This window comes from Paraburkholderia nodosa, assembly GCF_001718195.1.
In the GTDB taxonomy this organism is placed as follows: Bacteria; Pseudomonadota; Gammaproteobacteria; order Burkholderiales; family Burkholderiaceae; genus Paraburkholderia; species Paraburkholderia nodosa_A.
Window position 1 is genome coordinate 16940 of the sequence record NZ_MCNV01000036.1, and the last position, 12529, is coordinate 29468.

At 60.4% G+C, this 12529-nt stretch carries 11 protein-coding genes and 2 pseudogenes; 5 read left to right on the forward strand and 8 right to left on the reverse strand.

Annotation, left to right across the window (positions count from 1 at the left end):
• Positions 1-105 precede the first annotated feature (105 nt).
• On the forward strand, positions 106-804 hold the full coding sequence (locus BFD71_RS34855) for a TetR/AcrR family transcriptional regulator (RefSeq protein ID WP_256095044.1): 699 nt from the start codon (positions 106-108) through the stop codon (positions 802-804).
• A 30-nt stretch (positions 805-834) separates the two neighbouring features.
• Here the strand turns inward: BFD71_RS34855 and BFD71_RS34860 are convergent, their stop codons facing one another.
• On the reverse strand, positions 835-1353 hold the full coding sequence (locus BFD71_RS34860; protein WP_256095045.1) for a PaaI family thioesterase: 519 nt from the start codon (positions 1351-1353) through the stop codon (positions 835-837).
• Between the two features lie 53 nt (positions 1354-1406).
• Here BFD71_RS34860 and BFD71_RS34865 point away from each other — a divergent pair, with 53 nt between their 5' ends.
• Entirely contained in the window at positions 1407-2558 is a 1152-nt protein-coding gene (locus tag BFD71_RS34865; RefSeq protein WP_141710899.1) for an NADH:flavin oxidoreductase, read from the forward strand.
• Positions 2559-2622: 64 nt separating this feature from the next.
• Here the strand turns inward: BFD71_RS34865 and BFD71_RS34870 are convergent, their stop codons facing one another.
• The 3 genes from BFD71_RS34870 to BFD71_RS34880 form a co-directional block, all read right to left on the reverse strand.
• Complete coding sequence (locus BFD71_RS34870) at positions 2623-3318, reverse strand: SDR family NAD(P)-dependent oxidoreductase (RefSeq protein WP_069268773.1); 696 nt, start codon at positions 3316-3318, stop codon at positions 2623-2625.
• A 35-nt stretch (positions 3319-3353) separates the two neighbouring features.
• The gene (locus BFD71_RS34875; protein ID WP_069268774.1) at positions 3354-4148 is read right to left on the reverse strand and encodes an enoyl-CoA hydratase/isomerase family protein; all 795 of its coding nucleotides are present in this window, start codon (positions 4146-4148) and stop codon (positions 3354-3356) included.
• Positions 4149-4252: 104 nt separating this feature from the next.
• Positions 4253-5449, reverse strand: coding sequence for an amidohydrolase family protein (locus tag BFD71_RS34880; protein WP_069268775.1), 1197 nt, complete (start codon positions 5447-5449; stop codon positions 4253-4255).
• Between the two features lie 238 nt (positions 5450-5687).
• Here BFD71_RS34880 and BFD71_RS34885 point away from each other — a divergent pair, with 238 nt between their 5' ends.
• Positions 5688-7109: an MFS transporter gene (locus BFD71_RS34885; protein ID WP_256095046.1), complete on the forward strand. Its 1422-nt coding sequence runs from the start codon at positions 5688-5690 to the stop codon at positions 7107-7109.
• A gap of 105 nt (positions 7110-7214) precedes the next feature.
• Here BFD71_RS34885 and BFD71_RS34890 read toward each other — a convergent pair whose 3' ends face one another.
• The gene (locus BFD71_RS34890) at positions 7215-8009 is read right to left on the reverse strand and encodes an IclR family transcriptional regulator (RefSeq protein ID WP_069268816.1); all 795 of its coding nucleotides are present in this window, start codon (positions 8007-8009) and stop codon (positions 7215-7217) included.
• Positions 8010-8148: 139 nt separating this feature from the next.
• Between BFD71_RS34890 and BFD71_RS34895 the strand changes: the two genes are divergently transcribed.
• Positions 8149-9021 (forward strand): SDR family NAD(P)-dependent oxidoreductase, encoded by an 873-nt coding sequence (locus tag BFD71_RS34895; RefSeq protein WP_256095047.1) that lies wholly within the window; start codon positions 8149-8151, stop codon positions 9019-9021.
• Positions 9022-9668: 647 nt separating this feature from the next.
• Here BFD71_RS34895 and BFD71_RS42445 read toward each other — a convergent pair.
• Positions 9669-9998, reverse strand: a pseudogene (locus BFD71_RS42445) (NAD(P)(+) transhydrogenase (Re/Si-specific) subunit beta); the annotation flags it as partial.
• Between BFD71_RS42445 and BFD71_RS42915 the strand changes: the two are divergent.
• A pseudogene (locus BFD71_RS42915) lies at positions 9999-10100 on the forward strand (NAD(P)(+) transhydrogenase (Re/Si-specific) subunit beta); the annotation flags it as partial.
• 248 nt (positions 10101-10348) lie between these two features.
• Here BFD71_RS42915 and BFD71_RS34905 read toward each other — a convergent pair.
• Positions 10349-11590: a CaiB/BaiF CoA transferase family protein gene (locus BFD71_RS34905; RefSeq protein WP_069268778.1), complete on the reverse strand. Its 1242-nt coding sequence runs from the start codon at positions 11588-11590 to the stop codon at positions 10349-10351.
• Between the two features lie 48 nt (positions 11591-11638).
• Complete coding sequence (locus BFD71_RS34910; protein ID WP_069268779.1) at positions 11639-12433, reverse strand: crotonase/enoyl-CoA hydratase family protein; 795 nt, start codon at positions 12431-12433, stop codon at positions 11639-11641.
• Positions 12434-12529 lie beyond the last annotated feature (96 nt).

Consider the following 12529-nt stretch of genomic DNA (forward strand, 5'->3'; position numbering starts at 1 on the left):
GCGAGCAACTGCGGGGCCCAGGGGGCCAGTATTGGCACCCTCTGGCGCTCGTGAGTATACTGATGCCCTAATTCCGTCATCAAAAGCTCAACGATGTCCAAACCTATGGCAGTTCAGGCTCCCGACGGAGCCTCGCGGCTCGCTGCGGCGGGCAAACCTCGAACGGCCGGCCGGCCCACCCACGACGACGCGGTCCAGCTGCGCGAGCGCCTGCTCGACGCCGCCAAAACGGTCTTCATGAGGGAAGGTTTCGGTGCCGCCAGGGTCGATGAAATCGCGTCACTGGCCGGCGTCAGCAAAACTACCGTTTACCGCCAGTTCGGCACGAAGGAAGAGCTTTTTCGCTCTATCGTCTGGCGCGGCATGTCCGACCTGCGCGGCAAGATCGATCAGCACCTGGTGCCCGGCCGCGATTTTTCGACCAGCCTGGCATCCCTGATCGATGCGCTCGTCGAACACATGGCGATACCGGACAGCATTCACACTTCACGCATGGTCATTGGCGAGGCGATACGTTTTCCGGATGTCGCAAGGCAGTTTCTGCAGTTCGTGGTGACGATGCTGGAGCCGCTTACGGCCGTTCTGGAAGCGGCAGCGGCCAATGGAATGATCGACATCGACGATCCTGCGAACGCGGCACGTGATCTTCTCACGCTGGTCACTGGGGCCCCCGAAGTGCACCTTGCGATCCAGACTACGCGCGCTGAACGCAAGCGTAGGGCCGAGAGGATTCATCGGATCCTGTTGACCGCCTGGAAGTATCGCGCAACGCTCGATAAGGCTCGAGCGAGAGCAATGCAGTAACGTTCGCCGCGCGCCTGCCTCGCCCGCAGACTAGCCGCCGACTTCCCCCATCACCTGAAACTGCCCGGATGCCTGGGCAATGCACTTCGCATTGGCCCAGATCCGGCAGTCCGAGAAAATCACCCGTTTCCCAGAACGCAGAACGTCGACATGGGCTTCCACCCAGTCGCCCGGTTCAGCGTTGCCCATGAAGTTGACCGTCAGGCCCGTCGTCAACACCCTTACGGCCGGTTGACGCGAATACTTGCTCGCCCACGTAATGGCCGTATCCGCCAGCATGCAAACGGCGCCGCCGTGCATCATCTGGCCGAGATTCCGATGCGCTTCGCGCACGTACATACCGACGACGTGTCCACGCTCGCTCTTGCGAAAATAAGTAGGACCGAACATCTGATGGAAGGGGCCAAACTCCGGCATCAATGCAAAGCCCTCCGGAATGGGCTTTTCTTCGCTCTCTTCAAGCGCCTCTACCGCCAGTGCGTGTGCGTGTTCCAATGCCACTCTCCTCTTCGCGCCGTAGGTGACCGGCACCAATAAATGCTTTTTCATGGGCGAGACATAGCGTATCATTATTCGCACGCAAGTCAAATATATGAATGAATATGGACATCGGATCGCTCTTTACGCCGCTCGTTGTTCGAGGCGTCACGCTTGCCAACCGCATCGTCATGTCACCCATGACTCGCGGCTTTTCGCCCAATGGACTGCCCGGCAGTGACGTTGCCGCCTACTACAAGCGGCGCGCGCAGGGCGAGACTGGCCTTATCATCACGGAAGGCGTCGGTGTCGATCATCCGGCGGCCCTGGGCGAAGCCGGACTCGGCGAGAATTCGATTCCCGTACTCGCCGGAGCAGAATCGGTTGCCGCGTGGCGGCGAGTGACGAATGAAGTGCATGCGAGCGGCGGCGTTATCTTTCCGCAACTGTGGCACATGGGACCGATGAAAGAGGCGAACACAGGGCCCTTCCCCGCCGCCGCGCCACTACGGCCATCGGGGCTCTGGGGGCCGTCCGGACGCACGACTTCTCTCAACGCGGGCTACATGGAGCGGGTGAGGCCACCAACGCGCCCAATGACCGACACCGAGATCGCGGACGTCATCGCCGCCTACGGTCGAAGCGCGTCGTTTGCGAAGACCGCCGGATTCGACGGCATCGCCATCCACGGAGGGCACGGCTATCTGATCGATGCGTTCCTTTGGGCCGAGACCAATCAACGCACGGACAAATGGGGTAAGGATCTCGTGGCGCGCAGCCGCTTTGCCGCCGAAGTCGTGCGCGCGATACGCGAAGCGATCGGCGATACGATGCCGATTACATTCCGCTTTTCACAGTGGAAACAGCAGGATTTCCGTGCGCGCCTCGCCAACGATCCGCACGAACTCGAACAGATCCTCGCACCGCTCGCAGATGCTGGCGTCGACATCTTCGAGGCGAGTACGCGTTATTTCAATCGCGCGGAATTCCCGGGCTCGGAGATGAATCTCGCAGGCTGGGTAAAGAAAGTGACCGGCCGGTATGCTATGGCGGTGGGCGGAATCGGTATTAATAAGGGTTACTACGATTCCATGGCCGGAGCCGAAACATCGGTGCAACCCGACCTGACACCACTGCTGGATCGTTTCTCGCGCAACGAGTTTGACCTTGTTGGCGTAGGACGTTCGCTTCTGCACGACCCGAACTGGGCCCGGCGTGCCCGCCTTGGCGAGCCGTTTCTCGGATTCAGCAACGATTCGCTCGCGCGCCTCACCTGAAACCCAGTTTTGCAGTTGACGCCCCTGTATCAGGCGTCAACTGCTGTTGGTGGCCTGTTAATCTTCAGGTGCGCCCAGTAACCGGAATCAATGCACCGGTTACCCCCGACGCCGCTTCGGAAGCGAGAAAAAGGATCACGTTCGCGATTTCCTCGGGCCGTACCCAACGTGAAAAGTCTGCATCGGGCATGTCGTTGCGGTTTTGCGGCGTGTCGATAATACCCGGCAGGATCGCGTTCACGGTAATTGACCGATCCTTGAGCTCTTCGGCTAGCGCCTCCGTCAAACGCATCACTCCCGACTTCGACGCCGTGTACGCACCCATTCCCATACCTGCCTTCAGTGCGGCACCAGCGCCGATGTTGACAATGCGACCGCCGTGCGCGCCGACAGCAAGATAGTCCAACGCCGCTTTCGATGCCGTAGCGGCCGTCCGCACGTTCATCTGATACATCAAATCCCACGTCTCGAGGGAGCCGTCCGCCAGTGTTTCCCAGCGAAATCCGCCCGCTATGTTGACGAGGGCATCGAGCTTGCCAAACTGCTCGACAGTCGCCGAAAACGCCGCGCGCGCCGCGTCCAGGTCAGTGAGTTCCACGCCGCCTCGCCACCAGGAGGCGTGTAGCTGCTCCGCGCTCGCGCCCTCCGGCGCGGGCGCCTTGTCGATCAGCGCGACCTTCCAGCCATTGTCGGCAAATACCCGGCCCACCGCGCGTCCCAATGTGCCGAAGCCACCGGTTACCACCACTACCCGTTGCATGTCCGATCACTCCCTCGCCGCTTCGGCGTGAAAAATCAACGTCCCTTGAAAACCGGCTCACGTTTCTCGCGAAACGCGTTGACCGCTTCCTGGTGGTCTTCAGTCAAATTCGACAGCGCCTCGTAGGCGATCGACGCATCGAGAATCGAATGCGCGAGTTGCTTGAGTCCGATGTTGATTGAAGCCTTGGTCCATTGAATCGCACGCGCGGCTCCGTTTGCCAGCCGCTTCGCCATGGCATCGACAACGGCATCGAGTTCGTCAGCCGGCACGGCGTGATTGATGAGCCCCAGACGCGCCGCCTCTTCCGCGGTGAGGAGGTCACCCGTCAGGAGGTATTCCTTGGCCTTCGCGTAGCCGACGAGCTGCGGCCAGATCACCGCGCCGCCATCGCCCGCTACGAAGCCGACTTTCACGTGCGGATCGCCAATCTTCGCGTGATTGGCCGCGTAGCTCAGATCCGAGAACAACGCGATCGTCGCGCCCAGACCAATTGCATGACCATTGATCTTCGCGATGACCGGCTTCGGACAATCGAGCATCGAGAAGACGATTTTTTTGGCGCGCTGCATGCCTTCCAGAAATAACGCCGGGTTGTCGATGACCTGCTGCATGTGCTCGATATCACCGCCCGCGCTGAATGCGCGCCCAGCGCCCGTCAACACGACAACACGGGTCTCGCCGTCCTCCGCGACATCGAGAAAGAGCCGCGACATCTCAATGTCCATTTGCTCGTCAAACGCATTCAGCGTTTCGGGGCGGTTGAGCGTGACGGTCAGGACGCCGCCGTCGCGTTCGAGCAATAACGCCTTATAGTCCGAAATATTCATGGCTTACCTGTTCACAAAGAAGAGACAGCGCGGGACGACGGGTCGCGCCGCCGCGCAAACGCCGGATGCGATTCCCGCTGCACCGGCGCCCCGCGCGACTTCGATTACACCTGCAGCGGAATGAACCTGCGACCGTTGTCGTACATGATCTTGCGCGTGTCTTCTTCGGCAAGCCCATTGAGCGCTTCCGCAGCGAAGTCTTTCGGCTCCGGCACGCCTTCCGCGTGCGGATAGTCGGAGCCCATCAACAGAAAGTCCGACGATCCGGTTTGCGCGATGATCTGGCCGATGTCGTCCTCGGGATACGCGACCACAAACACGTTTTCCTTGAAGATCTGGCTCGGGCGCTTCTTCAGTTGACCGCACGGCCAGTAACCATTCTTCGCCATGCCCCGGCACTTGTCCATTTTCACGAGCAGCGACGGCACCCATTCGGCACCGTTTTCCGCGCTGCACAGCTTGACGCGCGGGAAACGCTCGAAGAAATTGTAGAAGATGAATGACGACAGCGTTTCCATCACCGGACGCTCGCCGTAACCGTGCATCCAGACAAAGGCGGTTTGACGCTGGCGCGACTGCTGCACCGGCTCGCCCCACACCGCCATGTGATCCTTCATGTAGATCGCTTCCGACACGTGGAACGTGACACGCACGCCCGCTTCGTTGAGGATCGACCAGAACGGATCGAAATACGGGTCCGCCGGCGCACGGCCATTGAACGGCCCCATCGGCATCAGGATTACGCGGACGCCGTTCGCGACCAGCCATTTTGCCTCGGCGACGGCGGCGTCGAGATCGTCGAGCGTGACGACCGGCGTCGTGTAGATCCGGTCCTTGTAGTTGAAGCCCCAGTCGTCGAGCATCCACTGGTTATACGCATGCAACACGGCATTTGCGGCGGCAGGCTCGTTGAGGTACGAAATGCACGCGACCATTTCGCCGATGTACATCGTGCAGGCTTCCACGCCGAATTCGTCCATCTTCTTCAGGCGGGCGTCGCGATTGAACATGTCCGGCGTCGGGGCGACACGCATGTCGACGTTGTCCTTGCCGTCCTTCATCGCGCGCAGCCATTCATGCAGCTTGCCCGGCGGCGGCACGTGCCCCTCGGCCGAGGTGTAGCCTTCGCTGATTTCCACCTTGCGGTCGCCGACATACATGCAGCGGTTGCCGTCGGCCGTGACACGGCTGGTGAACGACCAGTCCTTCTTGAACTTCTCGGGCAAATGGCGGCTGTATGCGTCCTCGACTTCGTAGAAGTGCGTGTCCGCGTCGTAGATCTTCCCTTGGTACGCTTGCATGAACTCTCTCCTGATTGTGGGGGAGCGCTGCTCAACGTGCGCCCTTGAGAGAAGTATCGGCTCAAGCCATCAGCCCAAGAACTCTCATATCGAACCCAGAAACGTCGATATCGAATTGATATCGATCGGCGCCCTCGCGATTTCCGAAGCTCGCACATGGCATCCTCCGGAAAACATCAATACGAACATCGTTCGCATATGAGTATACTCGAAACGATACATACAACCGGAGACGCTCATGCAAGTTGAAGTCCTCTCGCAGCAGGCACACCGAGCACAACCCGTAGCCGGTCCGCCGCGCGGGTTCACGATGGCGATCCTGCTGGCCGCAGTGGCCGCCTCGTCGGGAATCACCGTTATCTATACGGTGCTGGTCACACTCTACAAAGCCTTTCCCGCTTCGAACTCCGTGAGCTGGACGGTTACCGCATACTGGCTCGGCTCGGCCGTCTTTGCCGCGGTGAGCGGGCGGCTTGGTGACCTGCTGGGCTACCGTCGCATCCTGCTCGTGGTGATGTCGGTCGCTGCCGCCGGCGCGGTCGTCGCCGCCTGTGCAACCCGTGTCGGCATGCTCGTCGCCGGGTGCGCGATGCAATCGATCGCGGCAGGCATTACACCGCTCTCCATCGGCCTGGTCCGCGAGAACCTGCCGCCAGCGAGGCTGCCTGGCGCGGTGGGCCTGATCAGTGCTGCAGGCATGGTATCCGCGGGGCTGGTCTACATTTGTGCGGGCGTCGTCGTGGATCACTATTCCTGGCAAGGCGGCTTTTGGTTCAAAGTCGCGCTTTGCATCGTGGCAGTCGCTGCCGTACGCGCGTGGACGCCGCCGTCGCCACAGCATCCCAGCGTCCGGATCGACTACCTTCGAGGCCTTGCGTTCGCTCCAGCACTTTGCGCGATCCTCTTCGCGGTGCAACAGATCCGCGCGTGGGGGCTCGGCGATGCGCGGCTTTGGGGTTTGATCGGCGGCGGCATGGTCGTGCTGGGACTATGGGCGCGGCATCAGCTCAAGGCGCGTCATCCGCTCATCAACGTGCGTCTGCTGAAGACGCGCGAGGTCGTCCTGGCGAATGCCTGCATGGCATTCCTCGCGGCAGGCGCCATGCAACTGGGACAGGTTTTCTCGCTGCTCGCCCAGCAGCCTGCCGGCACGCACGCTGGATTCGGACTGAGCGCAACAGCAGCCGGATTACTGATGTTCAGCGTCAACATCGTCGCGATGGTCGCGAGCCCGTGGAGCGGCCGCGTTGCGGCCCGCTACAAGGCGCGTCGCGCCGCCTTGATCGGCATGGTCATCCTGGCCTTTGCCTGGGCCTCACTGATCGCGCTTCATCGCAGCCTGCTGCTCTTCGTTCCAGGCGCGGTCCTGTGCTCGTTCGGGCTCGCCTTCGCGAGCACGGCGCTGTACAACCAGATCGTGGAAACGACGCCTGCGCATCAGACAGGCGAGGCAACGGGCATGCTCTACGTCTTCTTCTCGTGCTTCTTCGCGGTAGGCGCCCAGGTGGTATTCGTGCTGTTACGCGGCGCGACGGGGGGACATGACGGTGCGTCGTTTCCCGCCGACAGTGGCTATGTTTCGGTGTTCGTCTACATCGCCTGCAGTTCGATTGCCGGACTGCTGATCGCTTGCATGCTGCCGAAGCGTCACGCCCGTTGATCGTCGTTGCGAACGACCTGTTACACGCCGGTCCGACGCTTCTTCAAATTCGCCATGCGTGCCGAACATTGAAGCATGTGCTTCAATGCTCGGCACGCTGGCCGGTCACTCATCTTCGGCTTGACCCAATGCAGACGCACGCTGCGCCACCCTGATCATGTTCTGCTCGAGTTGCGGGCGTTCGCGATCGAAACGCTCGAGCGGCGCACCAATCGCCATCGCCGCAATCACGTTACCGTTCGGCCCGAAGATCGGTGACGACACACCCGCGGAGTCCGGCAGCAATTCGCCGCGGCTCACCGACAAACCGGTTTCGAGGATGTGATCGAGTTCGTCACGCAGCGCCTTCTTCGTCGCGACGGTTTGCGGCGTACGGCGCTCGAACTTGACCGTCTTCATGTAGTCGGTGACGAAAGCCTCCGGCGCATGAGCCAGCAGCACGCGCCCCGCAGCCGTGCAGTAGAGCGGACGGCGCAATCCGATGTGCATCGAATAGCGCACGGATTGTTCGCTCTCGATCACATCGACATAGGTGATCTCCTTGTGCTCGTGATCAAGGACGCCGATATAAACGGTTTCATTGGTGCTCTTCGAGAGATCCACCAGAAACGGGCGCAGCATCTTCGAGAAATTCCACGCGGCCATCACGCCGGCGGACAAGCGGAAGATCGAAGGCCCCAGGCGATAGCGGCCTGCGTCGTGCATCAAAAACCCTTCTGCCACGAGAGGCCTCAGCAGATTGAGCAGGCTGCTCTTCGGCGACTCGAGGGCAACATTCAGTTCTGCCAGCGACATCCCTTCCGGAGACTTCGCCAGCACATCGAAAATTCCGAGGAGTCGGGTCAGCGAGCGCGGCCCGCTGACATCCCGGTCCGCCGGCGCTGAGGTCTCTTTCAACATGATTTTCCCCATGAATTGACTGTATCGATTATACGGGAACTATTCACATAGTTTTACAACGATCACAATTTGGCACACTTTTGCACCGCCTGAATTCGGGAATACGCCAGGGCGCCTCCGCATTCAGGTTGAGATATAGTTGAACGGCGTTCATAAAATTGCAATGCAGGAGCAACGCTTTCCGGACCATCCACGCGGCACGCTCGCGCGTCGAACTGCAGCATCAAACTTCACTTCTGGATCACACATGCACACGAAAAAACTGGCAGAAAAGGTCGTCATCGTGACCGGAGGCGGGCAAGGCGTTGGACTCGGCATTGCCCGCGCGCTTGCCACCCAGGGCGCGAGTCTGGTGCTGACTGGCCGCACGGAGAGCAAACTCACGCACGCTGCTGACGAATTGAGTGCCCTCGGCTCGCAAGTGCTCGTCGTGCCTGGTAACACGCGCAATCGAGCCGACGCCGTGCGCACGGTCGAACTTGCCATTGAGCGTTTCGGACGCGTGGACGCGCTTATTGACAACGCACAAAGCAGCAGCCCGGGTGTGCCGCTCGAGTCCGTTACCGACGACGACTGGAGCGACACACTCGAGTCTGGCTTGTACGGCACGCTGTATTTCATGCAGGCCGTATTGCCGCACATGAAGGCACAGGGCCGCGGCACCATCGTCAACTTCGGCTCGCGCACAGGCATCGAAGGGCTCAAGGGATTCGGCGCGTACGCCGCAACCAAGGAGGGCATTCGTGGACTTTCACGTGTTGCCGCGCGCGAATGGGGTGCCTATGGCATCACCGTCAACGTCATTTGCCCGGCAGCGCTCACGCCAGCCGCTGAAGCCTACCTCGAGGCCAATCCCCAGGAACGCACGCGCTATCTCGGTGAAATCGCTCTTGGCCGCTTCGGCGATCCTGAGCTCGATATTGGACGAACAGTTGCATTTCTGTGTAGTGACGACGCTAATTTCATAACCGGGCAGACTATCAGTGTGGACGGCGGACAGTCAATGCTTTAGTGCGTCTTTTTGAACACAGTTGCAATATACGAAACGAGAAGTTGCATTTCTCAGCGGCGCAGAGAATTTAATTGAACTAATAGTTGCATTAACTGAGATACCTCGATCCGAGGGCGAGTTCGCACGAGACGCCTACCAAAACGATCGAAAGTGGTCACATATTTCTCCTCCGGCACACTTCGCGAGAGCGTGTGGAGTTTGACCTTGGCTGCGGGACACCGAGCCAAGGTTTTTTTTGCGCCGTTGTGTCAGGCGATTTTCAACGGGGGCACCGCGACGTCGAGACGCACCCGAAACCGTAAAGCGATGAACGGATTTGGGCGACGGCGAAGAGGACACTCACCACGACAGACCGAATCGGCCTGTGGAAATTGCGATCTCGATGCCGCTTTTCAAGAAAGCAATCAGTACCATTCCGATGTGAAGAACGGCAAGTGCACGTCCATCCAGTCGTATTCGCTGCGGCAGACCGCCCATGCCCACTGGGGTGACTTTCGACGGCCGTGGGCAGCGTCCGATCGTTGATGCAGGCGTGAATGATTTGAAGCATCCCCGCCCGCTTCGAGATACCCGACTTCTACCTCGGTTGTGTCTGCGATACCGCTATTGCTATTCTCAGTCGTCATGATTCGTCCTTTAGCTACCGCTTACTCCACCGCCTTCACCATCTCCTCGATCACCTTCTTCGCGTCGCCGAACACCATCATGGTTTTATCCATGTAGAAGAGTTCGTTGTCGAGGCCCGCGTAGCCGGCCGCCATCGAGCGCTTGTTCACGATGATCGTGCGCGCCTTGTACGCCTCGATGATCGGCATGCCCGCGATCGGCGACTTCGGATCGTTCTTCGCCGCCGGGTTCACCAGGTCGTTCGCGCCGAGCACCAGCACGACGTCGGTCTGGCCGAACTCGTTGTTGATGTCCTCCATTTCGAACACCATGTCGTACGGCACCTCGGCTTCCGCGAGCAGCACGTTCACGGCTTCTCGCTGAACAACGCCATGCTGATCATCGCGGGGTCGCTGGTGGGCTCTTCCGGCGCGATCCTCTCGTACATCATGTGCCACGCGATGAACCGCTCGTGTCTCCGGCGTCGCGGCCACGCAGGTTTCGTTCGCCCGAGTTTCTGCGGGTATTCCAATGTGCATCAAGGAACCCCTGATTGCAAAAGCGTGATACGAAACAAATCAATTGGCTGCCAAGGGTTCGAGCCCCCCGCAACCATCCTCGAATGTCTCGCAACGACAGTGACATTCGTTGTCCTGATTGATATGGATAGTCCGCAATAGAGCGCAGCCCCGAAGGGCTGCGCTTCGCAAGATCGTGCTTTCTAAATTACCTTCTTTTCGCGCAAGGTATCGATATCGGACTGCGACATACCCAGCACATCGTGCAGCACGGCGTCCGTGTGCTGCCCGAGCATCGGCGGCGCGCCGTACGAATCGATCGGCGTGCCCGACATCTTCACCGGATTGGCAACCATACGGACCGCCTCGTCGGTGAGCGGATGCGCGACTTCAACACACATCGCACGCGCCTGCACGTGGGGATCGGCGAACACTTGTTCCAGATTGTTGATCGGCCCCGCCGGCACCCCTGCCGCGTCGAGAGCCGCCAGCAGTTCATCGCTTTGCCATTCGGCGATCAGCGGTTCGAACACTTCGCCGAGCGCGCGGCGATTCTTCACTCGCAGTGCAATCTCGCTGAATCGCGGGTCGCTGGCGAGTTCGGGATGCCCGAGGACCTGGCACATCCGCGCGTATTGTTCGTTGTTGCCCGCAACGATCATGATGTCGCGATCGGCACAGCGGAACATGCGCGACGGCATGCCGCCGTTTCCCTCCGTACCGCGCCGGACCGGAACCTGCCCCGAAACGAGGTACTGGCTCGCATAGTGCGAGGTGGCGGCGATCATCGCGTCCAGCAGCGCCAGGTCGATGTACTGCCCCTCCCCACTGCCGCCTTGCGCCGCGTCGCGATGATAGAGCGCGGCGATGATCGCGGACGCCGCGTACTGTCCACAAAGGATGTCCGCGAGACTGGGCCCGGTTTTCATCGGTCCGCCGCCCGGCACGTCGTCGCCGTTGCCCGTGACGCTCATCAGACCGCCCATCGCCTGGAAAATCGAGTCATATCCGGGGCGGGGACTGTACGGCCCGGTTTGTCCGAACCCCGTTATCGAGCAGTAGATCAAGCGAGGATTGACGAGTTTGAGGCTCTCGTAGTCGAGCCCGTAGCGTTTCAGGTCGCCAACCTTATAGTTCTCGAGCAGCACGTCGCAATGCGCAGCCAGCGAGCGGATCAGCGTCTGCCCGTCGGGCGTCGAAATATCGCACGTGATCGACTTCTTGCCACGGTTCGCGCTGATAAAGAACGTCGATTCGCGCGTAACCTTGCCCTCCCGATCCATGAGAAACGGCGGGCCGAACTGCCGCGAATCGTCCCCTTTGCCCGGACGCTCGACCTTGATGACCTCCGCGCCGAGATCCGCCAGCATCTGCGCCCCCCAGGGCCCCGCGAGAATACGGCTCAGGTCGAGTACGCGAACTCCCGTCAACGCGCCTTTTGTCATATCAAACTGTCCCCTTGAATTCATACCCGCCGCGCCGCAAGCCATGCCTCAGCGTCCGACGAACTTCGCCGTACGTTTTTCGATGAAGGACTGAACGCCTTCCTTTGCATCTTCCGTGTTGTAGAGAAACTGCTGCGTCGACTGAATCGTCGCGTAGGCATCCTGCCAGCCTTGCCCCAGTGAAACACGCGCGTTCTGCATCGTGGCCTGCACGGCGAGCGGCGCCTGCGCGGCGATTCGCTCTGCGATAGCCAGCGCGCGGTCGAATTCCTGGCCCGCCGGCACGACGTCCTGAACGAAGTTCATGCGGCGCGCCTCCTCGGCAGTGAACTCGTCGCCGGTGAGCAGCACCTTCATCGCGTTGCCCCAGCCGGCACGCTGGACCATGCGGAACGTCGCACCACAACCTGCCATGATCCCCCGCTTCACTTCAAGTTGGGAGAAACGGCAGTTATCGGCGGCCACGGCCACTTCCGATGCGAGCATCAATTCGACAGCGACCGTAAAGCAGATTCCCTTGAGAGCGATGACGACCGGCTTGGTGCGCAGCGGCGCGCGCAAATTGAACGGATCGACCTCGCCCTCCGGAAGCAAGGGTTTGCCCTCACGGCGCAGCGGCGCGATCTTCGGCATGTCGAGCCCCGCCGTAAAGTGGTCGCCTTCGGCATAGACCAGACCGCAGAACAGATCGCTGCTGTTCTCCAGCCGCGTGTAAGCGGCGGCCAGTTCCCTGAACATCTTCGGGGTAAAGCCGTTGCGCTTTTCCGGCCGGTCGATGCCTATCAAAAGCAGGTTCCCGCGTTGTTCAACGCGAATCTGTCCGTCCTCGTGACGAGTCGTCATGCACTGTCTCCTCGCGGTGTTTTCCATTAGCGAATCTGACCATTGGCTCAATTGACAAAGCCGGGTCACACATTCAGAATCATAAACGTCGTTCAC

What these genes read in the sequence shown, in the direction of transcription:
- BFD71_RS34855 (WP_256095044.1), top strand. Translation starts at nt 106, where the DNA reads ATGGCAGTTCAGGCTCCCGACGGAGCCTCGCGGCTCGCTGCGGCGGGC.
- BFD71_RS34860 (WP_256095045.1), bottom strand. Translation starts at nt 1,353, where the DNA reads ATGAAAAAGCATTTATTGGTGCCGGTCACCTACGGCGCGAAGAGGAGA.
- BFD71_RS34865 (WP_141710899.1), top strand. Translation starts at nt 1,407, where the DNA reads ATGGACATCGGATCGCTCTTTACGCCGCTCGTTGTTCGAGGCGTCACG.
- BFD71_RS34870 (WP_069268773.1), bottom strand. Translation starts at nt 3,318, where the DNA reads ATGCAACGGGTAGTGGTGGTAACCGGTGGCTTCGGCACATTGGGACGC.
- BFD71_RS34875 (WP_069268774.1), bottom strand. Translation starts at nt 4,148, where the DNA reads ATGAATATTTCGGACTATAAGGCGTTATTGCTCGAACGCGACGGCGGC.
- BFD71_RS34880 (WP_069268775.1), bottom strand. Translation starts at nt 5,449, where the DNA reads ATGCAAGCGTACCAAGGGAAGATCTACGACGCGGACACGCACTTCTAC.
- BFD71_RS34885 (WP_256095046.1), top strand. Translation starts at nt 5,688, where the DNA reads ATGCAAGTTGAAGTCCTCTCGCAGCAGGCACACCGAGCACAACCCGTA.
- BFD71_RS34890 (WP_069268816.1), bottom strand. Translation starts at nt 8,009, where the DNA reads ATGTTGAAAGAGACCTCAGCGCCGGCGGACCGGGATGTCAGCGGGCCG.
- BFD71_RS34905 (WP_069268778.1), bottom strand. Translation starts at nt 11,590, where the DNA reads ATGACAAAAGGCGCGTTGACGGGAGTTCGCGTACTCGACCTGAGCCGT.
- BFD71_RS34910 (WP_069268779.1), bottom strand. Translation starts at nt 12,433, where the DNA reads ATGACGACTCGTCACGAGGACGGACAGATTCGCGTTGAACAACGCGGG.